18 protein-coding genes are annotated in these 25,250 nt (G+C 56.7%); 3 read left to right on the top strand and 15 right to left on the bottom strand.

Features of this window, described 5'->3' with window-relative positions; all coding sequences use genetic code 11:
- Positions 1 to 285: 285 nt before the first annotated feature.
- From ROO76_17535 to ROO76_17465, 15 genes are all read right to left on the bottom strand, one after another.
- On the bottom strand, positions 286 to 933 hold the full coding sequence (locus ROO76_17535; GenBank protein MDT8069969.1) for a hypothetical protein: 648 nt from the start codon (positions 931 to 933) through the stop codon (positions 286 to 288).
- 396 nt (positions 934 to 1,329) lie between these two features.
- Complete coding sequence (locus ROO76_17530) at positions 1,330 to 2,166, bottom strand: WecB/TagA/CpsF family glycosyltransferase (GenBank protein ID MDT8069968.1); 837 nt, start codon at positions 2,164 to 2,166, stop codon at positions 1,330 to 1,332.
- The gene (locus ROO76_17525) at positions 2,156 to 3,154 is read right to left on the bottom strand and encodes an NAD-dependent epimerase/dehydratase family protein (GenBank protein MDT8069967.1); all 999 of its coding nucleotides are present in this window, start codon (positions 3,152 to 3,154) and stop codon (positions 2,156 to 2,158) included. Before ROO76_17525 ends, ROO76_17530 begins: the two co-directional genes overlap by 11 nt.
- A gap of 29 nt (positions 3,155 to 3,183) precedes the next feature.
- On the bottom strand, positions 3,184 to 4,032 hold the full coding sequence (locus ROO76_17520; protein ID MDT8069966.1) for a class I SAM-dependent methyltransferase: 849 nt from the start codon (positions 4,030 to 4,032) through the stop codon (positions 3,184 to 3,186).
- A gap of 25 nt (positions 4,033 to 4,057) precedes the next feature.
- Positions 4,058 to 4,600, bottom strand: a complete 543-nt coding sequence (locus ROO76_17515) for a class I SAM-dependent methyltransferase (protein ID MDT8069965.1) — start codon at positions 4,598 to 4,600, stop codon at positions 4,058 to 4,060.
- 973 nt (positions 4,601 to 5,573) lie between these two features.
- A complete protein-coding gene (locus ROO76_17510) occupies positions 5,574 to 6,686 on the bottom strand; it encodes a glycosyltransferase (protein ID MDT8069964.1) in 1,113 nt (370 codons plus the stop codon).
- 106 nt (positions 6,687 to 6,792) lie between these two features.
- Entirely contained in the window at positions 6,793 to 8,286 is a 1,494-nt protein-coding gene (locus ROO76_17505) for an O-antigen ligase family protein (GenBank protein ID MDT8069963.1), read from the bottom strand.
- Between the two features lie 51 nt (positions 8,287 to 8,337).
- Positions 8,338 to 9,576 carry a hypothetical protein gene (locus ROO76_17500; GenBank protein ID MDT8069962.1) on the bottom strand — a complete coding sequence of 413 codons (1,239 nt, stop codon included), beginning with the start codon at positions 9,574 to 9,576 and terminating at the stop codon, positions 8,338 to 8,340.
- Between the two features lie 56 nt (positions 9,577 to 9,632).
- The gene (locus tag ROO76_17495; GenBank protein ID MDT8069961.1) at positions 9,633 to 10,352 is read right to left on the bottom strand and encodes a sugar transferase; all 720 of its coding nucleotides are present in this window, start codon (positions 10,350 to 10,352) and stop codon (positions 9,633 to 9,635) included.
- Between the two features lie 36 nt (positions 10,353 to 10,388).
- Complete coding sequence (locus ROO76_17490; GenBank protein ID MDT8069960.1) at positions 10,389 to 11,696, bottom strand: lipopolysaccharide biosynthesis protein; 1,308 nt, start codon at positions 11,694 to 11,696, stop codon at positions 10,389 to 10,391.
- A 105-nt stretch (positions 11,697 to 11,801) separates the two neighbouring features.
- Positions 11,802 to 14,048 carry a capsule assembly Wzi family protein gene (locus ROO76_17485; protein MDT8069959.1) on the bottom strand — a complete coding sequence of 749 codons (2,247 nt, stop codon included), beginning with the start codon at positions 14,046 to 14,048 and terminating at the stop codon, positions 11,802 to 11,804.
- 203 nt (positions 14,049 to 14,251) lie between these two features.
- On the bottom strand, positions 14,252 to 17,080 hold the full coding sequence (locus ROO76_17480) for an SLBB domain-containing protein (GenBank protein ID MDT8069958.1): 2,829 nt from the start codon (positions 17,078 to 17,080) through the stop codon (positions 14,252 to 14,254).
- 24 nt (positions 17,081 to 17,104) lie between these two features.
- Entirely contained in the window at positions 17,105 to 17,731 is a 627-nt protein-coding gene (locus ROO76_17475; protein ID MDT8069957.1) for a TetR/AcrR family transcriptional regulator, read from the bottom strand.
- A 104-nt stretch (positions 17,732 to 17,835) separates the two neighbouring features.
- Complete coding sequence (locus tag ROO76_17470; protein ID MDT8069956.1) at positions 17,836 to 18,354, bottom strand: UpxY family transcription antiterminator; 519 nt, start codon at positions 18,352 to 18,354, stop codon at positions 17,836 to 17,838.
- Positions 18,355 to 18,763: 409 nt separating this feature from the next.
- Complete coding sequence (locus ROO76_17465) at positions 18,764 to 21,268, bottom strand: M1 family aminopeptidase (GenBank protein ID MDT8069955.1); 2,505 nt, start codon at positions 21,266 to 21,268, stop codon at positions 18,764 to 18,766.
- 39 nt (positions 21,269 to 21,307) lie between these two features.
- Between ROO76_17465 and ROO76_17460 the strand changes: the two genes are divergently transcribed.
- From ROO76_17460 to ROO76_17450, 3 genes are all read left to right on the top strand, one after another.
- Positions 21,308 to 22,699: a peptidase MA family metallohydrolase gene (locus ROO76_17460; protein ID MDT8069954.1), complete on the top strand. Its 1,392-nt coding sequence runs from the start codon at positions 21,308 to 21,310 to the stop codon at positions 22,697 to 22,699.
- Positions 22,700 to 22,781: 82 nt separating this feature from the next.
- Positions 22,782 to 23,552: a PP2C family protein-serine/threonine phosphatase gene (locus ROO76_17455; GenBank protein MDT8069953.1), complete on the top strand. Its 771-nt coding sequence runs from the start codon at positions 22,782 to 22,784 to the stop codon at positions 23,550 to 23,552.
- Between the two features lie 73 nt (positions 23,553 to 23,625).
- On the top strand, positions 23,626 to 25,245 hold the full coding sequence (locus ROO76_17450) for an AsmA family protein (protein ID MDT8069952.1): 1,620 nt from the start codon (positions 23,626 to 23,628) through the stop codon (positions 25,243 to 25,245).
- The last annotated feature ends 5 nt before the right edge of the window (positions 25,246 to 25,250 follow it).

Genomic DNA, 25,250 nt, shown 5'->3' with positions numbered 1-25,250 from the left:
CGCAGGCGCTGCAAGATGTTGGCGCGATGTGGTTTAGCGGTACATTCGTGGAAGTGCGCGCAATTAGACGATGCGATTCGCTACAGCGAGAACGTTGCAGATTGCAACGCTCGAAATGACGAGCGTGAACTCGACAGGCAATGTGGTTCTGTGGATTCAATCAGTTACGACCAAGAAAGAATGAGCGTTGCGAATCACAACGCTTGTTGTGTTTCGCAACGCATTGAACAGAAATCAACAGGGTAGCGGCGAAAGAAAACAAAAATTATTTTCGGACTAGGTTGCTTACTGCTGTTCGTCGGACGCTCCGCTCAAGGTCATACCGATGTTGACGGAACCGGTGTTGGTTTCAATTGGGAAGTAGGCGACGATGTGGCCCTGATCCTCGTTGACGTCGACCGGTTTTGCCGCTGGTGTCGCAAGGGCGAACGGAGCGGGATGCGAGGTCCCGGTCGCTTTTGCACTGAGGCGAACCATGGGGGTGTACTCCAGTTTGGCCGCCGGATCTGGATCGGAGTCGACCGGAATAAGGAGGAAGAAATCCGGATTCGGGGCTACACCGAGGTGATTGCCGTCATCAGGCAAGAGTTGATAGCGCATCGTGTACGTTCCAGCCGGAATCTTCTGGCCGCGGTAGTCGCCGCCACCGTTGGGGAAGGCTATGACTCCGTAGAATCCCCCGTTCACAAACTCCGGATAAACCGCGGCAGAATTATCGCTCTTCGCGGTCACAGCTGATTTTGCCGGCCAAATTTCGGCGAGCACCTTTCCATCATCTCCGGTGACCCGGTAACCCTTATCGGAAATGGCGGCCTTCACCGCATCGGTTGCGTTGCCCTGGAACTTGGCAATGGATTCGATCTTCGGCGCGGCAGCGAGGGCGAGGACGTTCAAACAAAGGAAGGTAAGAAGAAGAAGATATATCCGCTTCATCCTTTGAACATACGACCGAAAACCGGGATTCCGCAAGACAGGCGAACCCACCAATTTCGGCCCCAAGAAACCTTGATCGCGCTCGCCAGCTTTGTGACGTTACTCACACGTGTCAGTGCGGTCTGCTATCTGGCCGAGCGAAGAGGCCGGTTACAAAGAATGCATGGATGGCGCGAACGCGTCACGGAGGTCTTCGATGGATTTCGGCCCCGACCCGCAAGTTTGCCCTTTTTGCACGCACCTCTTCCCGAATGCAGAGGCGCTCTTTCTGCATTACGAGTATTTACACACCGAGTGGGTTAGGGATTTATTTGAGGCGAGACTGATGGGAGCGTCTTCGCAAGCGTTGCGAGAGCTTCGCGAATGTGACCGCGTGATGATGGAAGGAGTTGCGGTCTAGAGAGCTTTGGAAGCGCTGGTGGATGGATCCGGCCCGCTCGGGAGCAGGGGCGCTTCCGTTGCCGGGATTTCGTAGGTGCGTAATCCAGCGAACTGAGCCGCGACTGCGAGGAGAAATTTCGGGTTGTTAATCAGGTATCTCTTCCACAGCCGCCGAGGCTCCTGGTACAGACGATGGAGCCACTGCAGGCCGGCATGCTTGATCCAATCGTCACAATCGCGGATGCGTCCGGTATGAATATCGAATGCCGCGCCGACACCGATCATCAGCTTCGTGCGCAGGAGCGGCAAGTAATCCGCCATAAACTTTTCCTGCTTTGGCGTGCTCAGGCCAACCCAGATGATATCAGGCGCAGCATCTTCGACAGTTTCGATTAAGTGCTGACGTTCGTTCTCATTCAGCGGGCGGAAGGGCGGCGTGAAGGTACCGGCGATATTGATGCCGGGAAACCGTTCCCTGAGGTTAGAAGCGAGTTCCCCGGCGACTCCGGCCGCGCCCCCATACAAAAAATGGCGTGAGCCCCATTCGACAGAAGCCCGGCACAAATCGAGCATGAGGTCGGGGCCGAACACGCGGGCCATTTCTGCGTGACCTTGCATTCGGCCGACCCAGACTGTCGGCATTCCATCGGGCGTTACCAGGAATGCCGAATTCAGGATGGAGAGGAATCCGCGATTGTTCTGCGCTTCCATCACGCCGTGCACGCCCGTGACGCAGATGTAACCCTTGCGGTCGGATTGGAGAGCATCGCGAACGATGGCGACGGCGCGCTGCGGATTGATGGCGTGGATGCCGACTCCGAGCACGTTGGCCCGCGGGAGATCAGGCGGCACTGGTCGATTCAGCCTGGGTGCTGACATTGTTGATTTCGCTTTCGATCCAGCGATAGGTGATCGGGAGCCCCTCTTCAAGGCGGATCGACGGTTCCCAGCCGAGGACCTCTCTCAAGAGGCTGTTATCGCTGTTGCGTCCGCGCACGCCTTGCGGCTTCGTGAGGTCGTGTCGCTTGTGCACCTTCTTGCCGGCAATTTTGGAGATGATGTCGACAAGGCCGTTGATGGTGACCATTTCCTCGGTTCCGAGGTTCAGGGGCTTGCCGTAGTCGGAGGCCATCAGCCGGAGCAGGCCCTCGACGCAGTCGTCGATGTACATGAAGGAGCGAGTCTGTTCGCCGTCACCCCAGATTTCGATCGTGTCGCCGTCATTTGCAAGCGCGACTTTGCGGCTGATTGCGGCGGGGGATTTTTCCTTGCCTCCGTCGTAGGTGCCCAAGGGACCATAGACGTTATGAAAGCGCACGATGCGAGTCTCGAAGTTATAGTCGTGCGAGTAGTACTTGCAGAGCTCCTCGGTGAAGAGCTTTTCCCATCCGTAGCCGGGCTCTGGATCGGCGGGATAGGCGTCTTCTTCGCGCAAGGGAGTGACGTCGGCGTCCTTCTGCTTCGACTGCGCGTAAACGCAGGCCGACGAAGAGAAGAGGAATCGGCGGACGCCGTTCATGCGGCTGGCCTCGAGCATGTTCGCGTTAATCAAAATGTTGTTGCGCGCGATGTCAGCGAGGAATGCGGTGATGTAACCGATACCGCCCATGTCGGCCGCAAGGTTGTAAACCTGGTCAATGCCTCCGCGCGCGGCGACCAGGCAATCGTCCCAACGGCGCAGGTCGAGGCACTGAAACTCATCGGCAGCCGTGCGCTCATACTCGGGATACTTCAGATCGACGCCACGAACCCAATGGCCTTCGGCTTTGAGTCGTTTTACAAGATGATGGCCGATGAATCCACCGGCACCGGTAACAAGGATGCGGGTACGAGTTTTCATTTAGCGTCTTTCTCCGAATTGCATCTACCTCAGTTGAGAACTGCCTTGGGTTTGATCATGATTCCGAACTTTAGGGTTGGAATCGATGTGGGAACATTGTCGAAAGATTTGTTTTCTTCTTCGAAGACCGCTGCCAACGAAGGTTGAACCCGATGCTGCCAGTCGAGCCAGGCAGGGTGAGCTTCTATGTCATCGGAGATCAGCAGGCCGCCTCGACGAAGGTGCGGCCAAGCAGTCGCAAATTCGAAGGTTTCATTTCGATACGTGTGCAGGCTGTCGTGGATAAAGATGTCGAGTGGTTGTAACTGGCGCACGAGGCCAGGGAGAATGCGGTGGCTTTGCCCACGGCAAAGCGTCCAACGGGAACGCAACCTTTCCGGAACGGCTCTGCCGACGAACTCGCGGGCTTTCGGCACCAATGGGGGCAGATCGATACTCCAGAGATGACCGGTGCCATTGGTTTCCAAGGCTTTCAAGAGGAACGCAGTCGTGATGCCATGGGCGACGCCGGTTTCGAGCACACGATCGGGCCTCAAGGCACGGACAACCGCGTAGCACAACCGGGCGAGAGCAGGGTCGGCATTGTGCGCGGCACCAAAGCCTTTCGAATCAGAATGAGGAGCTAAGCGTTCGGCACTCTCCATTTCGATTTCAGTCAAGCCAGCTTCGTTAAGGAATTCGGCTAGATCGCACTTCAAGGCGCCGCTCAATAGTTCCACGTTGTCTGAAAAGGAGCGGACCTCGTAATGAGGAGCCGCGAAGCGACCAGCTTCTATCTTGCATTGGGCAAGGGTGGTGAGCCGATCAAGGCATTCTCCAGGACTGCTGACCAACAGCTTGGAGAAGAGCAGTAATTTTTCTGAACGAGAAACCGGCACGAGCTACTCCACTGTTCAATCAGCGTCAGCAGACAATGAACGACTTCGTTAACCCCAACATTCGTTCGCGATGAAGGTTGCGATTTGGAAACAATTCACGCATCTGGCCCTCATCGAGCAGGATTGTGGAATTCCAAACCTCCATCACGCTCTGGAACTCGTCGGAAAAGAATGAACGGGGGGTGAGGGGTATGAGGACACGTTGAACGGAGCGAGGCAGCCAATGAATGAAAGGTGCAAGCAAATGAGGCTCAATGGGAAACCTGCGATTGGGAGTTTGTATCCAGAGCCGCTTGCCAACCCGTGACATTTCTCGCGCACATTGTTGCTGATCTTCCCAGCCGCCCACATGCTCGATGAGTGAATTCGAAAAGACCACGTCAAAGCTGTTATCCGGAAATGGTATGTTGAGAGCATTTGCCTGGACGTACGGAAATATGGGTGACTGCTCGGGAAGGATATTCAACAGAGTTACCCTTGGACACCGTGCGCCGAGTGCTGTCCATGTAGCACTCGTTCCGCCGACATCCAGCACAGTAGTTTCGGGGGTGATCTGTAACGCACGCATAAACCACTCCATGCGTTCCCGCCGGAAGCGACGGCCAATGACTCTGTAGATCGTGTGAACGTTCATATGCAAACTAACCGGCAGCAGAACGCGGGCTCGCGGAGGGGGAAAACTCGGGGGCGACAAACAACAATTCTCCCTGCAGGCCACAGGTTGCAAGCTAACCCTGGAAGCAGCGTCTCAAGGGGCCGTGATGGCGGTAATTCGTTACAGGCGTGAACTCATGGACGGTTCGAAAGCCCGCCCCGCGCAGGACGCGAGATAGTGAATCCGGAGTGAAATAGAAAAGGTGTGTGGGGTTGACGCGCTCGCGCCAGGTCTCTCCCGAGAGTCGCGCCCGTAAAGAATTCGTATTCATGGTGGTGATTACCAATCGTCCGTGCGGGGCGAGTAATTGTCCGATCCGGGTGAGATCAAGCCAAGGGCGACGCAAATGCTCCACCACGTCGATCATAAAGATGAGATCGAATTGAGATTGAGGGTTTTCTTGGTGGAGGTCGTCCAAGGTGGTATACGCGGAAGCGAATCCTTCGCGGCGAATAGAATCACGAGCGGTCGCACTTTGTTCGATCCCAACTGCATGGCGCCTAAGTTCGTCAGAGCCCGAAGTAGCGAACCCTTGCCGCCTCCGTAGTCCAGAATCCTCTTCCCAGCCGGAGTGATTGACTTTCTTGAGAGCACTTTCAGCAAACTGCTCGATGGTGAACTCGGGTGGGGCTCCCACACCGGTTCCCGATTGCACACAAGTGGGTAATAAAGTTGATCGTATGCTTCGCTCAGAGCGCGTTCATCGGGTTGAGGGCTGGCGAACTGCAGTCCGCAGGTCCTCTTCTTGCACCGATAGACAGTGGTATGCGTGAGTTGAAAAAACCTTCGACTTGAAGATTGACAGTAAGGGCAGGCAGGAATCTTTGGGATCATGGTGGATTCGGCGGCTCTCTCCCTCGTTTTTGAGGCGATCCGGACAGAATGTTCAGACTTCATTACCACTACCTACGACGCGAGCACTGGTGAGGGTTGAATAGATCGACATGAGTAACTGGTAATTGCGTTCTTCGGTGAACTCGGCAAGGAATTTGTTTCTTGCATTGGTTCGAACCTGCGACGCAAATTGTGGGTCCTCGAGCACACGAAGAACAGACAGCGCCAGGGCCGCGGCATCGCCCGGCGGAAACAGGATTCCGCTATGCTCATGTTGCACCAGTTCCGCCATTCCGCCGAGATCAGATGCAATAACCGGAGTACCTCTGGAAAGGGCCTCGACAATCACTCGGGGAGCGCCTTCGTACCATTGCGAAGGCACCACGAGGGCGAGTGCATCGCCCATGAGTTGGAAGACTTGTTCAAATGGGCGTGAACCCAGGAATTCAACTCCTCGAAGAGTCGCGACCTTACTAGTGACAAAGGATTCCAATGGTCCGCTACCAACGATCTTCAGAGGTACTTTGGAGCCTAACTGCTCCCACGCTGCCAGTAGGGTGGTAATTCCTTTCTCCGGTTCAAGACGACCCACGAATAGAGCATATCCGCCATGCCCCTCACCTGCGCCGCGATCGGGGGCGAAATTCGGTTTCAGGAATATCTTTTCCGGCGGTAATCCAGCGGTGGCGAACTTTCTGCGCATGAACTCGCTTACGACCAGATACGCGTTCACCTTGTTGGTCCAAGTTCCTAGAAGCCGGTGGGTGGCAATCATGCCGGCTACTCCGGTTGTAGCAGCCCGGCTCTTTCGATAACACCCATGCAATATTCCGGGCCACGCCATGGTTTTCCCGAGGCAATCCTCGCATATTTTTCCATTCCGAAGAAAACGTGCTCCGGGACAGGCCAGGCGGTAATTGTGCAGCGTATGAACTACGGGAACATGTTCCTGCTGAGCCGCATAAAAAACCGAGGGAGAAATCAAGGGGAGGAAGTTGTGCACGTGGACTAGGTCAACTTTTTCCCTGCGGATCAACTGCCGCACGCCACCGTAGTCGTTGGAACTCCATAGCGTCCGAAAGGCGATCTTATGTGGCGCCTGCAGGTTAATTTCGTTGTTATCGCGGGTGTACTCGAATACCTCGTGGCCACGGGAGCGGAGCATAGCGCACTCCGCCTCCCTGCACTCGTCTTCTCCACCGCGCTGGGTGTACCGGTTATGGACACTGAGAATGCGCAGCATGAATTGGGGCGGTAACGATGGAGCTAAATCAGCCTGTTGTGGTTGCAGTTGCAACATTGGAAATTTGTACTTTGGCGCCCAGGAGGTGAAGAGACCTATAACCCGCGCCGACCAATATCCAGTAAGGAGCAGAATCAAAAGGACTCTCAAAGAGAAGAGTGAAGAGCCCCGAGGCAGATATAGCAAGAAGCGCCAGCGCAATCATGTACAGAAACACAGATCCCCGGGTTTCACGGCAACGACGTACGGTATTCAGCGATTTCAGAAAGAAGACAACGAGCACTGTTACGAGAACCAGAAATCCAACTAGGCCAGTCTTGTACAGGAATGTCAGGTACGTGTTGTGTGGGCGTGGGTCGGTATCGACGTCGCCGAAAGTGAAAGGAATTCCATAACCTTCCCCGAGGATGGGGTGCTGAACGAATCGATTGAATGCCTCAGCCCACGCGAGGAATCGGAACTCCGCCGTCGGATCTTCCGTGGGGTTCAGAACGCCGGAGAGGAATTGCGAGGCAGCCTTGTCGGCGAGTTTCGCGCCCGCCTTCGTCTGCATAAAGACGGCGATTAAGAGCACTGCGACGCACAGGACCTTCAGCAGTAGTTTTATTCGGCTGATCATCGTGCTGCGCTGAACTGATGGGCCAAGAAGAAACATCACGCCGCACGCGCCGATGACTGAGACGAATTCCGCGCGGGAGTTAGCGAGCAGGAGGCCGAAGCCGTTTACGGCGGTCAATATCCAGCCCAGTTTCCGGTCGAAGATCCTGTTCTGCGCTCCGGCAAATGAAGCCATGAATGCTCCGGAAAGCACAACCGGGTACATAACGTAGCGGCGCTCGCCGGGATTGCTGAGCCAGTATCCGAAGGCGAACAGGCTGACCATGGCGGAACCGATGCAGAAGATCAACAGAAGCCGCCGAATTGATTCCCAATTTCTGAAGACGAGGATCCCAAGCGGGAGGAAGAGGACATAGACGACCAGGCCGAAGTCCCTGAGGACAAAGAGAGGCGATTGGCCGCCGAGGAATCCGCGTATTGCGGCGACGGTGCCGACGCACAGCAGGGCCGCAGCGGACAACATCGGCCATGATCGGAGCGAATACCAGCGGAACTTCGGCCAAACAAAGTATCGGACGAGCAAGAAAGACAGCACGTAGTCGGTGATGTAGAGCGGGATGCCGGGGATCTTCAGGTACGCGAAGTCCTTCGTGTATGCGGTGACGCCGAGCACATACCAGAGGATGAGTGCTTCCGAACGGGATGCGTTTTGCTGACGGGCATACCGGAAGAGCAGCGGGAAAGTGATTGCAGCGAAGAGGATGGCGGCTGTTGCCGGTTTATAAGTAAGAGCTTCGGTCGCCTTGTATTCCCAGTCATCGTTGTACTTGGTCGACAGTCCGTCGATGAGCGTGATGGCGCAGCCGATGAATATAAGCAGGAGGAGGGTGGCCGGAAGCCACGCCTGTCGTGGCAGAGGCAGGGCCAGAGTTCCGGTCGGATTGTGCGCTGAACTGGCTGACATCGAGACAACCCACATCTGCCAGCTACGGCAGATGAGCACCACGTTGCGGTACTAGGAGGCTTCTTCCATAGAGACGGTGTACCGATCGACCGCGATGCTGCGTCGCGAGTCACGGCGAATTGCGACCAACAATGCCCAACTGCGAACCGTTCCCATGGCAATGAAGGCGATCACTGCTCCGGAAAGTCCCCAAATCGGGATGAGAATCAAAGCGCAAAGAACAACCGCGCTGCTCGCGAGCAACTGGCTTTTGGCAACGGCAGTGACGCGTTTTTTCCCGAGGAGATAACAGTAGAGGACATGGCTGAAATACAAACCGCAACCGCCGAGGACCATCACGCGTAACAGAACGTCATGCTCGGCATAACCGGAGAGCCGGCCATAAACAGTGCGCATGATCAGGTCCGGGGCAATCAGTATCGCGGCGAAAATCGGAGCGAGCAACGCTGTGCCTTCCAGCATGTACCGATAGGTCACGCGCCGGGCGCCCGCATCGCCCGCGGGTTTGAGCAGTTCGTGAGCGACCGCAGGGATGACAAGGTTACCCACACTAAACATGACAGGGTTGACGACCTGGACGATGTTCATCATGGCCTGGTAACCGGCCACTTCGGCCAAGCCCTTGAAGGCCAGCACCCATGGAACCAGCAGCAGAGTCCCCGCATAGCCGAGACTCGAAAGCATAGGGAAGCGGCCGAGGGCGAAATACTCCCGTGCGAGGCGAAGCGATTCGGCCAATCGTGGCCACCTGAGCCCGAGTCCCACGGCATGAATCATGGCGCCCACGAGTGACGCGACAAGGATGGCTTCGAATCCGGCCCTCGCGGTCACATGAGCGCTGGTGTGGACGATCCAATAGACGATGATGACCTCGCCAACGTACGTTACCGAGTCTCCGAGCAGTGCGCGGCGATGGCGCAGGTGCGACATCAGGGATCGTCGCAAGGTTTCCTGAAATTGCCAGCACAGCATTGCCGCGATTACGAAGAGCAGGAGGTCCGTACGACGGGTGATAATCCAGGCGGCGAGGATCAGCACGGCGGAAACGGGAACCCCCAGCAGCGATGTAATGATCAGCGAGTTGGAAGACAGCAAGCGCAGTTCTCGCGGGGTGCGATGCGCTCCGAGAACGGAGATGGGATACGTTACGAGTGCCGCGTGCAGAGAGTTGGCGGTCAGGAGCGCGCCGTAAAGAACGACGTAAGTTCCGTATTCGACCCTGGATAGCGAGCGCGCCAGAATTACGGTCAGCAGAAAGTTTCCCAGGCTGACAACAGCCTGATCGCTCATCGACCAAAATCCACCGCTTACGATCCATCGCCGGAGTTTTTGCACGTAAGCCCTGTTTATTGGCCATCCCCGCGAAGCACGGCGGCAAAGGTGTGAAGGATGATTTTGCAGTCGAGCAGCAGGCTCCATTGCTGGATGTACTGCATATCGAGTTCCATGTTGACGTCAAAAGATGGACTGCGCCGGGCCTCGACCTGCCAAAGGCAAGTGAGGCCGGGTTTCACAACGCAGCGCCGCATGTGTTCGGGTTGGTATCGGACGACATCATCGAAGGGGTGCGGGCGCGGCCCCACGATACTCATTTCACCGCGGATGATGTTCCAGAACTGCGGCAACTCATCGATGCTGTATCGCCGAATGAACGGGCCGAGCCGGGTCAATCTGGGATCATCGTGAATCTTGAATGTCGGTCCCTGCCGTTGATTTTGGCTCCGGAGATGTTCCTTCCAGTCGTCGGCATTAGCCACCATGGAGCGAAACTTGTAGCAGGTGAACCGACGTCCGCCCTTTCCGACCCGAATGGAACGATAGAGCGCAGGCCCGCGAGAATCGATTTTGACCATTACGGCAACGAGAATAAAGGCGGGAAGAAGCAGAATCGCGGCCGGGATTGCAATGAGCAGGTCCAGGCACCTTTTCACCCAAAGACCAAAAGGCGGAATGGGTTCGTAATGAAAACCGGAATAGACTTCATCGATGTCCCACGCTCGAACCGGCGCACTTGCGTTGGGAGCAGGTTTCGGTGCGGAGCCAAGATCTACTGTCGAGTCAGCCATCTTTCGTCCTGGGATCGTTGTGAATCGTCCTGTGGCTTATGCCGCGGCTGGTGGGTTCTGGATGTGATTGTTTCGTACCAGGGAGAGCAATTTGGAAGCGCGCACTTTGCCGGAACTTTGGGCGGGCAAAGCATCCCAGTCCTTCTTGAATTTGAACCAGGAGATCGCGCCTGCCAGGCAGAGCAGTGGTCCCAAGGTGATGATCCAAGGTCGGGGAGGCCAACTCTTCTTCTCGGGATAGTTGGCGGAGTCGATTACCTTGACGGTTGGTGTTTCCTTCGCTTCCTGTATCTTGGCGAGTTCGTATTGCTGGGTCAGCAGTTCGTAGACCGTTTCCTGGATCTTGGTGCGCCGGTAGAGGTCTGTCCACTGCACCCCCACAATGGGGAGTTGCCGGATCGGCGGGCTGAGATCGCCGGGAGCGAGCGGTGTATCCGACTGCCCCGTGGAACCGCTCGGGCCGCCAATTTTCGCCATCTCGCGCCGAAGGGCGGCGATGCGGGCTTTCACGGACCGTACTCGAATGTTGTCGTCGGTGTACGTCTGCTGCAAGCCTTCCAGTTCCGATTGCGCAGCGATGATTTGTCCTTCGAGTTGTGCTCCCGCGCCAACGACGGCTCTCGCCTGCTCTTTGAGGTCGAAGGTACTATTTTTGCTGGCGAACTGGCCGAACGCAACTTCGGCTGCTTCCAGATCACTCCGTGCTTTCGCCAGTCGCTGCTCGATGAAAACACGTTCACGGTGAGCTGCTGAAGTGCTGACACTCGCGAGAAGCTTGTCTAGATCTTCAACGTATCCGTTGGCGAGATCCCGTGCGCGCCCGCGATCGCTATCGGAAACGGCGATCGAAATGACACCGCTCTTTCGATCCTCGGAAATATCAGTGCGCGAAAGTAGTTTCTTCCGGGCGGAGACGCGGTACTTCTTTCCGTAGACCTTCATGAGGTCAAAGTGATCAACCTGATCGTCGAGAATGGTGCGGCTGCTCAGGAGGTTCATCCAAAGTGGGCCCGTGTTCTTGATGCCCATCATTCCGCCGGCGAGGTCCGCCAATCCCGCCGGGAGTTTCCCAGTCACCGCCGCTAACATCGCTGCCGGGTTGGGGCCTTCCGGCGGCATGATTCTTGTGGTCGATTCATAGCGTGGCGGAATCAGGAATGCCAAAGCTGTGCTGGCAATGACGGCCACCACGACGACCCTGATCAGCGCCCGCCGGTGTTGTGTCGCAATCTCAAGGACGGTGTCGATTACAGGAGGTTTGTTTTCGTCCTCGGAAGTTGGAGCGTTGTCCCCGTTTCGGGGCTCAACTTCTTCCAGGAAAATATCGCCATTATGAAGGCTCATATTGACTTACCTTCGCGTTCACCCCGCGCGTACCGCGCAAATGGGGAACAGTTCAGCCGATGCGTGTCCGACGGAAGGGAAAAGAAAGTTCCCGATTCGATTTATTCAGCGATGAAGGTGCCACTTCGGGGTGTAGGTGAGTTGAAAGCTGATAGCTGTATTCGAAACAGGAGTGGGGGCAAGTACCGGAAAATTCCAGCGCTCGTGTTGCACCCAGCCACTAGCCTGCACGGTGGGTGAGAGTTGCCAGTCTACGGTCGCTCGCAGATCCTGCTGTGTGCCTCGCCTGCCCGTGTCCGGGTTAACGGATAACTTGCGGTACGCGACTTCAACCTTATTCCTCGCCGTGAACCAGTAGGCTGACGAAAATTGGAGAGCTTTGCCTTGACGGCCCACCCAATCACCGATGATGTGGCCGTTGCTCGTGTAGCCACTGAGATAGCGGAGGTTCCAGTAGAAGTAATCCGTTATGAGAAGGCCCGGCAAGTCGGTATATGCGGCTTCCGCGCGCAGTTCCATGTGGCGCAGTTTCGGCAACTGGGGGATGAAGATTCCCGGGTTCATCGCGGAGCGCCGTGGATAGGCAATAGGGTTGATCTCGTCCTCGGCGAAAGAATCTGCGTAAAGGATGAGCCACTTCCGCAGACCCGGGATTCGATAATTGAAATCGAACGAAGTGCGGCGGTCGCCGGGATCGGTAGTAAGGCCGTTTGAGGTCGAAAACGAGAAGAAGACATTCTTCAGCCGTCGGGGTGTGACCGGAAATCCCGGACCGCCGAACAGACTCGTGCGTGAAACCCCGATCTCCAGGTTGGGCGTCGGCTTCAGGCTGATCTTCTGGCCGCTGATGTAGGGCTGATCGGACAGCGATTGCGTGTACGCCCCGACATTCGTGTACGGCGGAACGTGTATCCAGTTCTGCCCACTGAGGCGCCCGATGAAAAATTCTGTCCGAATTGGACCAAGCAGTTTGAAAATTCCGGGGAGCGTGAACGGTTTGGCACGGTTCAAGCGCGCCATCGTGATCGGGTCGACGTTGTTACTGATCAGCATGGGGCCCATGGCTCCGGGACCCCACCAAAGGGTCTGTTTGCCGAAACTCAATTCCCAATTCGCGAAGTTCCAGCCCACGTACGCGTCGAGCAGATGGACGCGATCCAGTTGCGCTGTCGGAATGTCGGGTGGAACCGGTATGGGATTCAGTGAGGCGATTCCGTTCTGGGTGGCTTCCTGAATTGCGAGGCGGGCAGCCAACGGCAACGGGGGAGCCTCGGGCGCGTGCTGATATTCGGCGCGTATGTAGAAAGCAAGCGGTCCGATTACCGCGTGGGCTGATCCGCCACTGATTGCGTTGAATCCTTCCTGGAAAGGGCGCCCATAGTCGTTGACCATGGTGCTGCCAAAATCGAGGTCGTTCGTGAGGGGCTTACCGGAAATACCGGTCGTTCTCACATACAGGGAATCCACTCCGGCATCAAGCCCCTGGAAATCCGGCGATTCACGTTCGGAAAATTCGGCACGCAATTCTGAAACAAGAGACTGAGCGACAGGGTTATTGATGTCGTCTGTAGGCGGAATTTCGTCGACGAGACGCTCGCATTCGTCGCGTGTCCACGGACGAAGTCCAAGAAAAGCGGACTTCACGTACCCCATCGCGACCAGGCGATCGAATACGGGATACACCCACGAGTCAATCGGCACGTAGACGGAGCCGCGGTTCGGTGTGCCGACCTCGTCATAATGGTCGTGGGGTGCTTTCTTGAATGTGCCAAACTGCCTTGCAATTTCCTGGTCTACGGTGTGGCTGCGATAAACATGGCGTCCGATGAGGTAGCCGAGAGTGCTGCCTACGATAACATCGCTGGGCGCGTGCTTATTCGCGAGGATACGGCTAAGGCTTATTGCGGTAGCTCCTCCGAAGAAGAGCATCTTGCTGCCCCATCCGGGATAGGCTTCGGTGAGCGCTCCGGCAGCGGACCAGGCAAGGATCGAGTGCCCGGAGGGAAACGAGTTGCCACCCTGGAAGAACTTGTTGCGGCCTGAGCCAGTTCCGGGGCGCTCCCGGCCGAAGGCGAACTTCAATGTCTCGCCTACCGCAAGACTATCGACCATTGCCTCGCCCGCCAGGAATCCGGCGCGGCTCTGATAATCGTCATGCCGAATGTGGCCGAGAATATACATTCCGCCGCCAGCCGCGACCATTCCCCCTACACCTAGCGTGGACAGCGTATCGAACCGGGAAGTCGTTTTGGGGCTGAGATTCAAAGTTCGAGGCACCCAGCGATCGCTGGCGATGCTGCCCCCGACGGCTATGCCGAGGGGAACCAGCCAGTTTGCGTCCTGAGGTTGCACGCGCCGGGGAGCCGACCAGATTGTCTCCTGGTCTTTCAGGAGGTTCCGGGGAAGGGTCCGGAACGATACGTCCGACGATTGTACGGATTTTTTTACTTTGATGGGTTTGCCGCTACTCGTGGCCTCCTGTGCAAAACTGCCGCTTGACAAGAGACCACAACCCGCCAGGAGAACGACGCCCACTTTTAGACTGAAACTCTGCATCAGAAATTCGACACTACGCCTGCTGTTATCGCTACCTGGGACATGACCTGCATGGTTTGCAACAGGCCACGCCATGCGGCGCTTCCGGTGACAATTTTTTCCGGAATAACGATGGTATCGCCCGGATACATTACCGTCGACATTACGTTTCCACGCCAAAAGCCCGAATTACTTCCTCTTCCCAAAACGGAACCGTCGGCGCGAATAATGAAAGCGTTTTTCATGCTGGCGGAAGCGGTGTGACCGCCGGCCCGCTTGAAATACCAATCCGCTCTCTTGCCCGGTATGTAAGTTATTGCAGACGGAGAGTTTACCTGTCCCTGCACGGCGACGAAGGTGGGATACTTTGGAACGATGATCTCGTCCCCCGGACGGAGTTCGATGTCATCCGGTGTATTTTTCCATTTGGATATGTCGGCCGAAATCCTGATTACCTGACGGCTGGACACGGGTGTAGCCTTCAGGCGCTTCACGATTTGTTCCGACTGCAATTGCGCCGAACTTACTACTCCGGCGGCCATGGTGGGATCCTTGATGTCCGGGATCATGGTCTGCACGCGGGTGATAAGGGTGTCGCGGGCCTGCTGGTTAATTTTGCGAACTTCGGTCCGGTCCAAGATCGCGCCACGCGGATAAGCATCCTCACGAAAACCGCCGGCTCGTTCGAGTACGCTGCTGAGTTTTTCGCCTTCGACAATTCCATATGTGCCCGGGTAGTTCACTTCGCCGGTAACGTTCACGACAGTTCCGACGGTGTTCCATCCGGCGAGTTGCCTGATCGTCAGCACGTCGCGCGGCTTGAGACGAACGTCTGTGTCTTCCACTCCGCGCAACGCTTTCCCGATTTCAACCATTCTGCTTTCCACCTCGACCTTTTTTTGCTGGTCGACGGTGTAGCTGGAGAGGTCCGCAGTGACTGTGTAGGCGCTGCGCTTCAAGCCGCCGGCCATACGCACCAGATCAACGGCTGTCATGCCACTGCTCATGGGATATTGGCCGGGCCGGACGACTTCTCCGTAAATGGCGACCATGGGCGGGTCGATGTCGTAGCGGCCGTATATGCGAATGGTGTCGAAAGGCTTAAGAATTACGGGATCTTCGCCGTCGAGCACTTCACGAAGATTGAAGTCGATGACCTCGGGCCGCATGTCGGGAGGCTGCAGGCGAACGATCTCAGCATGGTCCGACGGTTCCGGCATCAGGTCCCTGTAGGAGCGAATGAGTTCGGAGACGTCCATGCCATCGTGATAAGAGTACTTGCCGGGATGAATGACGTGGCCGTCGAGATAAACGGCCTGATTACTATAGGGTGCGATGGCGCCGATGATGATGCGATCACCATCCTGCGGACGGAAACTCGCCAGCGCTTTCTGAACCGCGGCCTTGTCTTTCAGGTCCGGCAACTTCAACGAGAGCATTTCTTTGTGCTGGTGGGCCTCGACGCGTTCGACGCGCACTTCGCGTAACGATCCGGTGGCGAGCACTCCGCCCGCCAGATCGAGCACCTGGGAGAGATCGGTTTCCCCCTTCAGTTCATAAATGGCAGGCCGCCGCACCATACCGCTGACGGCAACCTGCGGGCCAACAGGCGGAACGAGAATCGTGTCACCCGGGGCAAGCCCGGCGATAGCTCCGCGTACACCTTTCAGCAGCAGATCGTAGAGATCGACCTCGGCAATGAGATCGTTTCCGCGATAGTGTCGGATCCGGCGAAGTGAACCGCGTTCCGTTGGACCGCCGGCCGCAGCGATCGCATTCAGCACAGTGGAAAGTGCACTGATGTCGTAAGCACCAGGACGTGCGACATCGCCGACCACGTAAATGTGCACGGTTCGAATTCGTGCGAGCGACAGGTCGGAATGGATGTTCCGATACTGCGTTGCCAGAGCCTTCTGGACGATCTCGCGAGCGTCGCCGAGAGTTTTTCCAGAGAGAAGGATGGTTCCGATTTCAGGTAACGCGATACGTCCGTCGCGATCGACGTCGAGGCGCATCTCGCGCGAAATGCCGCCCCACAGCACCAGGACGAGTTCGTCGCCGGGGCCGAGAATGTAGTCCGGCCCGGCAGAAACATCTGGGGGCACATTGGCCGCGCTGTTCGAGCGCAGTACATCGATTCCAAAACGTTGCAGAGGAGTCTTTACATCGCGGACTTGAGAATAGAGATCCTTGAGAGAGGGAATGTTCTGATACCCAAGGGGCAGGCGTTGCTCGCGAACCGGGATCTGATCGAGTGATTGCCCCTGTTCCGCATTATTCGGCTGATTGTTGGTTTGCGTCATGCCGTTCTGCTGCTCTGGCCGCTGTTGTGGATAACCCGGAGGCGGATACTGGCCCATCTGCTGCTGATTCGGGCCCTGCTGATTGTTCGGATAGATTTTTTGCCCCGGGCCTGCATTCGCACCGTTTTGACCGGCTTGTGTTCCATTGGCATGCAGTCTCGGATCCTTCGGATCGACGACCCCCTGGTCGATCAGGTATTGCGTCACTTGTATTCGGAACTGCTCATCGGTCTGCAAACGCTGGATGAATTGTTCCTTCGTGCCGGTAATGCCGGACTGCTGGGCCTGCATTTTCATGCTGCTGACCAGGTCGGGATTCTGCTCCAGGATGTTTATGATGTCATCGGCCGACAATTCCGGCGGAGCAGCGTTCTGAGAGGACGCCGAATTATACGTGGAGTACTGCGCGTTGTTCGCAGGGTTGTTCGAATTGTCGGGGGGCTGATTCTGATCGGGAACCTGGGCGATCGCGACCGCAGAGACCAGCAGTACGAATATCAAACTTATCCAAAACCGAAATCGATGCAGACCAAACACGCTCTTCATCTCAATTACCTTCTGTGGCGGTGGTTATCCGACGGTAGCCTGGGTGGTATTGGTTCCTAATCCGCGCAGGCAGAGCTCAGCAAAGTCGCCAGCCATCTGCTTGACCGATTCCTGCCCGGGTTTCTCCATTCCCAGCAATTCCTGCAGGTTGTAAGGCGACCACAGCATCCCAGTGATGGCAAGGGCTGCGGAGTGCGGGTCGACGGCCCGAACCTCCCCGGCCTGTACCCAGGATTGGATCTGTGTCGTTAGCTCCGCTAGCAGCGGTTTCAAATGTCCCTCGTAGAGACGCTTTCGTTCTTCGGGAAGTTCGAGTACGGCAAAATAGATGAGCCGGCCAAGGCTGCGATCGGTCAGCAGAAGACCGAGCACACGTTCTCCCAACCGTTCGAGCATTTCTCGCGGACGGAGTGTCTCGCCCAGTCCCTCCACAAATAGCTGGTTGAGAGCGGACGAGCGCACCTTCCAGTCAATAGCAGCCCAATAGAGGTTCTGTTTTTTCGGGAAGTAACGATAGACGGTGACGTCGTTTACGTTCGCGGCGGCGGCGATCTGTTTCATGGTCGCGGCGCGGAATCCGTACGCGGCGAACTTGGTGGCAGCGGCTTCGAGGATTCGTATCCTGGTGTCCCGATTGGAATATTCACTCATATGCGGGGATTCGGAGAGGGCCTCAAGCAGAGGCTGGCGAGATGATGTTCAATGGATCAGGACTGGATCTGTTTTTGCGCCAACGGCTGAGTCCGAGAGTTTCGCTAAGCACAACGGAAATAGCTGGCAGGCAGGCGCTCAATTGCGCTCGTATCAATTTCCACCGAGATGGCCTGCATCAACAACTCGATGCAGATTACAACCCGCCAGCGGTTCTTATGCAGTACCAGGATCCCTTCCTGTCCAGCGAATGGTCCGGTCTTGACACGGACGGGATCGCCCTTTCGGAGGTAAGGATGAGGCTCAAGATTGAGTTGGGATACGCCGGCTTTAAGGGATTCGATTTCGCTATTTGGTAATGAAGCGGGTACGCCGGCGACCGTGACCAGGCTGGCGACGCTGGGCGTACGGAGAATTTTCAGGCTATCTGTAGCTTCAATATGAACGAAAACGTAGCTGGGGAAGAGAGGCCGCTCGATCAGCACGCGCAGGCCGTTCTTCCACAAACTGGCGTCCTTGTAGACAGGCAGAAAGGACTCGATGCCAGACCAGCAGAGATATTCCGCGACCTTTTTTTCATGCCTCGCATAAGTGTATGCTGCGAACCACTGCTGAGTGCCCATACCCTCCACTTTCCGGCCCGGCGCCTATCTTGAAACTCTCAGAAGAACCGCCACAGAGGAAGCACGTATGTAATTGCACGCTTGCCTGAACGGAGATAGCTTCGCCCCGTCACTTAGATCGGCTTCTTGTGACCTGACCGAGTCGAGGCTTCCAGTGTGCTTCGAAAAACCCTTTTGATCTGCCGCCAAATTAGCAAGGACTAATCAGCGAATGCACAGATCCCGCAGGGGTGAATGGGGAGCATCCCTGCTCTGCAACGAGACAAAAGATTACATCTGCACGCTGCAGGATGCCTCCGGTGCGGTAAATTCTTTAGGAAAATAAGGGAGTTCATTTCTGACGCAGATGGGGCAAAAATTTCACAGATCTGTGACATTCGGGTCTACAGTGATCGTCAATGCCAAAAACTCACGGTCGCCGCAGGATTGTATTGAACGGATCGAGTAGAAGTTTGCGGGTTCCAGCGGGAACCGTGAGGTGAAGCTTGCTAAGTTCCCCGTCGGCGAACACGCGACCTGCGAAAACCCGGCGGTTATTGCCGAGAACAGCGTAAATCGGAACTGATGTCACCAGATCATCCGGTGCATCCTGTTGCAGGATCGTAAACGCGGCAAATGACTTGCCATCGCGACGATTGATCTTAACGTCTTTCAGCGAGAGACTCGGTATGGCTGTACCATCCACCCAGCCATTGAAGAACCAGTCGAGTGAACGGCGACCATCGTAGCGCAGCGAGGCAGGCATGTAATCCTCAAAGACCTTTTCGAGGTCCCTGCTTGTCGTCTCCTTGAACGCATAACGTTCGCGGAACTGACGCAGCGCTTTCAGGAACAGATCTTCGTGCGGCTTCGCGATCGGGTCGTCAAACATGCTTCGCAGCATGTGGATCAACCATGTGCCGCGTCCGTAGCTGATAGCAACATAGCCGCCGGGGAATTCGGATGAAGAGAGCCGAACCCCAAGGTTTACCGGACCAGCTTCGAGATATTGGCGGCCGTTGGGTGCCCGGCTTAAAAGGTCGTCGCGATAGCGGTTCATGGCTATTTCGAAAGCGTCGGGATCGCGTTGCTCAATCATCATGAGCGCACTATAGTTCGCGAGTGCTTCGACGAGCCACTGATCGCGATAGCTTTTCCAAAAGACGACATCGCCCCACCACATGTGCGCGGTTTCGTGCCAGGGCATGAGATCGCCATAGACGATTCGCCCGAAGGTGTCGAGTTTGAGACGCGCTTGCTCTTCCGGGGTGAGCCATGCGGCGCTGGAGAGGAAGATAAGGCCGGGCCATCCTTGCGCCGACCGGGACGGAAACTGCGTCACCGCAAGGGTACTGTACGGGTATGGGCCAAACCACTGGGTATAGGCTTGAATCGCCTTTGCGCAACGCTCGGCCATCGATTCACTGCTCTGCGCAGGATCGATCGAAAGTGGCGGAGCGACGATGAGGGTTTCAGGAGATTCTGGGCCGAGCTTTGGCAGAGGCTTCACCACGGCTGTGCTGGCAGCCTGTTTCGTGAGGTCCGATTCGAGTGAACGCGAGGCATAAGCATCAACCTGGACATTGCCGACCCGGAATTCTTTGCGCGTGTACTGGCCCAAGTTGAATCCCGCCAGCGGCATTTCGACTTCCGACACCCACCGGCCCACCAGTTCGTTTCCCTGGGTTTCAAGCGAGACGCGTTTTCCGGTGGCTACCAGCGTCCACTCCGTCGGCCAGCGAAACTCAAGTTCAAACTTCGCCATCCCGATGCCGCGGCTGGGATACCAGGTGCCGCGTGCACCGACGTAGAGCAAGCCTTCCCCAGCCTGCTGCATGACTTCGCCGGCGTATACGAAATGGAGTTGGAACTGTTCGCCGTTCTTCAGAGCTTGCGGAAGGATAACGACTACAAGATCGTTGCCACGTTTGGCCAATTCAGTTCCGTCAACGCTCTCGTTCTGCAGAAAGTCGAGCGGCTTACCGGCGAGCGTCACGGTGTGCACTTTCAGATACCGCGACAACTCAAAAAACAACAAGCGCTGGCCGCCGTATTTTGCGCTGAGCGATAGCGTCGCATCGCTTTCAATGCGCTCCGGCGGAATGAGCTTGGCATTAATGTCGAAGTTCGTCACTCGCACCGATTGCGAAGAACGCCACGGGTCGACGATGCGCTCCGGAGGATCCGGGCCACGGGACGATCGTGCCGGGAACGACATCCACACGTCGTAGTAGTCAACGTTGTCCTTGGAAGTGAACTTTCCAATGCTGATCTGCTCTTCCGCCATCGAATCGTAAAAGGCGTCGAAATTGCCCAGCCGTGCGGCGAGCATTCTCACATGGAGATAGTGGTCCTGTGAATAATGGCTCGTGAAGCTGCTGAGCAACCGCAATCCATCCATTTGCGCCAGACGCGGCGCGATCGGCGCATTCGTCGTAAGGAACTCCTGCTTGGCTTCGGCATCGGTATCCCGTAGATGCGATTGCAACTGCAGAGCGGTGTCGTCGTTGAAGCGAAGGTAAGCGGCCTGGAAGTGCTCGTCGAGGTAGCCGAGACCGGTAAAGAGCCCCAGGGAGGCACGTTCGGAGATGTCGGGCGGTCGGGTAAGAATCTCTCCTTCGCCGGTGAAGTACGCCCCCGTGATGCGGCCATCAACGTCTTGCGTGAAACCGATCATGCCATCGTTGAGGTAAAGGTGAAGGTCCTCGCGGTCGATCGCTGCATCGCGAATCTTGAACACCGCGCTGAGGTTCAGGCCAACGCTCCGAAGTTGGTGGTAGAGTTCCTGGACGGTCTTTGGCGCGGGCAGAGCTTGAGGCGAAGGATTCTGAGGCGCAGGAGTAGCCTGAATCTGGCCGGGATTCTGGGCAGGCGCCAAGACGCCGAATCCGAGAACGAGGACGACTAGCACCAAGAGTGCTGGCCCACGCGTCACCTACAACCCCCTGTTGCGATGCTGTTAGAATGCGCTTCCGTGCGACTTCCTGTCATCTTAATCCTGCTCGTAGCTGCTCCGCTCGTACGCGGTGATGTCATCGTGTTGAAAAACGGGAAGCGCATTATTGTAGACACCGCCCGCGAGAAAAATGGTCGGGTGGAGTACGAAATAGGCGACGACAAGTACGCTATTTCTCAGAAATTGGTTGATCGAATCGAGACAGGAATTGGGGTTCCGCCAACCAGCCACCCCGAAACGCCCACCTTTACACCGAGTTCGAGCCTACCGGTTACCAATGATCTCACCCCCAAGTTGATCCACGACGGGAAGGTGGACCCCGAGGTTCTATACGCCATTGATCGTACTGCCGACCAGCAAACCGTGGCGGCGGCTTACTTCCAGGCGGCCCGCTTTGAGCAGGAACACGGAAATCCGGACCGTGCGGTACGCTATTACTCGATGGCGCTCGGGTATCTGCCGAAGAACCATACAATTCTGGATCACTATGCCGCCCTGTTGATTCAGGTCGGACGTGGCGAAGATGCGATCTCGATGGCGGAAAAATCAACGCGACTGGCGCCCAATTCCGCCGATGGCTGGACGGTACTCGGATACGCGTATTATTCCGCCGATCGCAATCGCGATGCGATTGAGTCCTGGAAGCGTTCCCTGGAGATTCGTCCTGACGCAACCGTGCAAAAGTATCTCGAGAAGGCGCAGCGCGACCAGCACGCAACCGCCGATTTCCAACAGCGCAATAGCGGTCACTTCACTCTTCGTTACCAGGGGCATTCCATTCCCGACTCCCTGCGCGATTCGGTGCTGCAGGTCCTGGATGTTAATTATGAGGACCTTTCCAGCCAATTCGGGACCAGTCCTCAGAACATAACTGTCATTCTCTATACCGAGCAGGCATTCCAGGATGTCACTGAGTCCCCGAGTTGGACGACCGCGATCAATGATGGAAAGATCCGGGTCCCTATTTCTGGCCTGACGACGGCGACGCCAGAGCTGGCGCGTATTCTCCGCCATGAACTGACACATACCTTCATCAACCAACTCAGTCGAGGGCGCTGTCCTCAGTGGCTCCATGAGGGGATTGCGCAACTGATGGAACCGCGGACTGCAGCCCCGTACGGAGCAACGCTCGCCCGCCTGTTTGCTCAGGATCACGAAGTCCCGTTGAACTTGCTTGAAGGATCCTTCATGAATCTCGATGGAAAAGAAGCTTCGGTTGCCTACATTCAGTCGCTGGCAGTGGCGGAATACCTTCGCGACACCTACGGGATGGACGGGATTCGGCAGATATTGAAAAGAATCGGAGAGGGGCAGAGCACCGAGTCTGCCCTGCAATCCACCGTGCACGCCGGCTATGCCAAGCTGCAGCAGGATGTCGGTGAGTACCTCAAAGACCGATACGGCACATAACCCCATTCCGCGATGCACCAGGAATTAAAGTTCACGCTGGGTTGTTGGCCACCCCGCCAAAACGTGCTATCGTCGCGGTTTGATGCTGAATTTTGCATTTTTCCGGAAGCCGCCCGAACCCGAGTTACTACGTCCGGTTCCGACCCAGTTTCCGACCCTTTCGTCGGCGCAAATCGCGGTTCGCTATCACGGAGCGCGCATCGGCGGCGACTTCTTCGACATCGTCTGCGTCCGTAACCGCATGATCTTTGTTGTGCTGGACATCGCGGGGAAGCGCGATTTCGCATTTCACGTGGCTGCCACGGTGCAAATCGTTTTTCGTCGAATGGCGGAGGAGCTATTCCAGTCCGAGCATGTCAATGAAGCCGATGCGCTGACTCAGTTGGTACTCGCCATTAATCGGGCGATCATGGAAATCACGGGCACGGCGCACATGTCCACCGGCTTTGCCGGCTCCTATCGCGAAGAACTGGGCACTTTGTGCTACGTAAACGCGGGATACACGCCGGCACTGGTGCGCGATTCGCACGGGATTAGCGAACTCTCGGCCAGCGGGTTGCCGCTGGGACTCTTCCTGCATGCGACACAGGACGCACTGATGACGGTTCTGGAGCCCGGCGCGGTCCTGCTTCTGTTCTCGCGTGGTTTGATGGAAGCTCGCAACCGGCGCTCAGAGTTCGGGATCGAACGGGTAAAAAAGATTCTCGCCAATGGCCACGCCCACGATGCCGAGGGCCTCTGCAATGAGGTTCTGAATTCCGTGCTGGCCCACATGCATGGAAGGCCAATCGATAACGATCTCACCACCCTGGCGCTGATGCGGTTCGCCGCTACCGCCGAAGCTCACGCCTGATTTCCAGCACCGCTCTCCGCAGTGGTAACATTTCCTGCCCATAGACACGAGCAACCTTTGCCGGGGGGATATCATGCGCAAAGTTTTCATAACCATCGGAGTCGTCGTAGTTCTTGTCATCATCGCGGCGGCGGTTATCCCCTTCTTTATCGATGCGAATCAATTCCGCCCCAAGGTGGAGGCCGAGGCCACCAAGGCCCTGGGCCGGCAGGTTACGGTCGGCAACCTGAGCCTCTCGATCTTCTCGGGCGGAGTCACTGCCGACAATTTTTCTGTCGCAGATGATCCGGCGTTCGGCAAGGAGCCCTTCCTCACCGCGAAATCAATGTCGATTGGAGTTGAAATGTGGCCGCTGATCGTGTCGCGGAAATTGAACATCGAGTCCTTCGCGATCAATCAGCCGACGGTGAACCTGATCCACGGGACCAATGGAAAGTGGAACGTCTCCACTCTGGGCGCAAATGCGCCTAAATCGCAGGGCGGACCAGCACCGGAGTTCAAGGTGGGCAAGTTCGCCATCAAGAACGGAACTATGACGGTGCAGTACCAGGGAACCCGCACCAAGCCGGCGGTTTACTCCAACGTGGATGTGACGGCCACGGACATTTCGCTGACCTCGGCATTTCCGTACCAGGTTTCCGCGACGCCGCCGGGCGGCGGCAGTTTGGATGTGAAAGGGAATTTCGGCCCGTTGTCGCAAAGCCAGGCAGCGCAGACGCCGCTCACCGCCGGGCTGAAAGTGCAGAACCTCGACCTCGCGGCGAGTGGTTTGGTTGATCCCGCCTCCGGCATGCGCGGAAAAGTGAACATCGACGCCAACCTGAACTCCGATGGCAGGACGGCGAAACTCGACGGACATGCGACGGGGACGGGTCTCTGCCTCGTGCAGGGATGCTCTCCGGCGAAAGAGCCTCTAAATATGGATTTCGCGACGAACTACAACCTTGCCCAGCAGACCGGAGCGCTGACCAAGGGCATTCTGAAACTGGGCAGCAGCGCGGCGAGTCTCGGCGGCACTTACAACATGAGCGGCGCCTCCACGCGACTGGATACGAAAGTCGATGCCACCAATATGGCGGTGAATGACATCGCGGGAATCTTACCGGCCATCGGAATCATTCTACCGTCGGGTGCCAGCCTGGAGGGCGGTACCGCCAATGCCCACGCAACCATCACTGGGCCCGTCGACGGCCTGGTGACCGCGGGATCTGTCGATATCAACAACACGAAACTGACAGGCTACGATCTTGGCTCGAAACTTGCCGCGCTTTCCAAACTCGCCGGCGTCCAGAGCGCGAAGGAGACAATCATCCAGTTGTTCTCGAGCAATGTGCGCATCTCACCACAAGGCACCCAGGTGAGCGATTTGAAACTGGTCCTTCCCGCAATTGGAAGTCTTGCAGGCGATGGTGTTATCAATCCTAATAACCAGATCAATTTCAAGATGACCGCTCAATTGCAGACGCAGGGGAATGCGCTGGGAGCACTGACGCAGGCGGTGGGTTACGGCGGGAAGAACGCCACCATTCCCTTCCACATCACCGGAACGACCTCGAGTCCGGTCTTTACGCCCGATGTGGCTGGCGCGGTTGGCGGATTTTTGTCGGGCGCACAGGGTCAGCAACAGCAGACCAAACCCGGCAACCTGTTGAACGACCTTGGCGGGCTGTTTGGCAAAAAGAAGAAACCGTAGTTCTC

It is taken from the genome of Terriglobia bacterium, assembly GCA_032252755.1.
GTDB lineage: Bacteria > Acidobacteriota > Terriglobia > Terriglobales > Acidobacteriaceae > JAVUPY01.
Note: the sequence above shows the minus strand (reverse complement) of the source record. Positions and strands in the feature narration are given on the sequence as shown.

Bases quoted from the DNA above. Each gene is read 5' to 3' on its own strand.
- ROO76_17535 (MDT8069969.1), bottom strand. From the start codon at position 933: ATGAAGCGGATATATCTTCTTCTTCTTACCTTCCTTTGTTTGAACGTC.
- ROO76_17525 (MDT8069967.1), bottom strand. From the start codon at position 3,154: ATGAAAACTCGTACCCGCATCCTTGTTACCGGTGCCGGTGGATTCATC.
- ROO76_17515 (MDT8069965.1), bottom strand. From the start codon at position 4,600: ATGCGTGCGTTACAGATCACCCCCGAAACTACTGTGCTGGATGTCGGC.
- ROO76_17510 (MDT8069964.1), bottom strand. From the start codon at position 6,686: ATGCTCCGCTCCCGTGGCCACGAGGTATTCGAGTACACCCGCGATAAC.
- ROO76_17505 (MDT8069963.1), bottom strand. From the start codon at position 8,286: ATGTCAGCCAGTTCAGCGCACAATCCGACCGGAACTCTGGCCCTGCCT.
- ROO76_17500 (MDT8069962.1), bottom strand. From the start codon at position 9,576: ATGAGCGATCAGGCTGTTGTCAGCCTGGGAAACTTTCTGCTGACCGTA.
- ROO76_17495 (MDT8069961.1), bottom strand. From the start codon at position 10,352: ATGGCTGACTCGACAGTAGATCTTGGCTCCGCACCGAAACCTGCTCCC.
- ROO76_17490 (MDT8069960.1), bottom strand. From the start codon at position 11,696: ATGAGCCTTCATAATGGCGATATTTTCCTGGAAGAAGTTGAGCCCCGA.
- ROO76_17480 (MDT8069958.1), bottom strand. From the start codon at position 17,080: ATGAAGAGCGTGTTTGGTCTGCATCGATTTCGGTTTTGGATAAGTTTG.
- ROO76_17475 (MDT8069957.1), bottom strand. From the start codon at position 17,731: ATGAGTGAATATTCCAATCGGGACACCAGGATACGAATCCTCGAAGCC.
- ROO76_17470 (MDT8069956.1), bottom strand. From the start codon at position 18,354: ATGGGCACTCAGCAGTGGTTCGCAGCATACACTTATGCGAGGCATGAA.
- ROO76_17455 (MDT8069953.1), top strand. From the start codon at position 22,782: ATGCTGAATTTTGCATTTTTCCGGAAGCCGCCCGAACCCGAGTTACTA.
- ROO76_17450 (MDT8069952.1), top strand. From the start codon at position 23,626: ATGCGCAAAGTTTTCATAACCATCGGAGTCGTCGTAGTTCTTGTCATC.